This is a genomic window from Shigella sp. FC1967 (assembly GCF_001743005.1).
Lineage (GTDB): Bacteria > Pseudomonadota > Gammaproteobacteria > Enterobacterales > Enterobacteriaceae > Proteus.
The window spans coordinates 1-380 of the sequence record NZ_MIIZ01001344.1 but is presented as its reverse complement, the minus strand read 5'-3'; the positions used below and the strand labels follow the sequence as shown (position 1 = coordinate 380).

At 52.4% G+C, this 380-nt stretch carries 1 protein-coding gene; it reads left to right on the top strand.

Annotated elements, in window-relative coordinates; genetic code table 11:
* Positions 1–27: 27 nt before the first annotated feature.
* Positions 28–380: VWA domain-containing protein (locus tag BHE89_RS21850; RefSeq protein ID WP_353615158.1), on the top strand; the 353-nt coding region annotated here is incomplete at its 3' end.

Genomic DNA, 380 nt, shown 5'->3' with positions numbered 1-380 from the left:
TTTTTTGGTGGCAACCGGAACCAGCCAGTGTTCAGTGTCGTGAAGCATGGAGATACGGTTCAGAATCGGGCCGGTCGGTTTGGGTTCAAAGCAACTGGCGGTACACCTATGGCGGAAGCTATGTGGTATGCAGCCTTTGAACTCACCAAGACCCGTGAAGAGCGGAAAATGTTGATCGTAGTGACTGATGGGCAGCCTCAAAGCGCCCCTGCATGTCGCTCTGTGATCGACCTCTGTGAACGAAGCGATGTTGAGGTGATAGGCATAGGGGTAGAGACTACCGCAGTGTCAGGACTGTTCCAAAAGAACATTGTCATTGACGATGCGGCAGCTCTGCAACGCACACTGTTTAAGCTGATGGAGCGGTCACTGACTGCTTT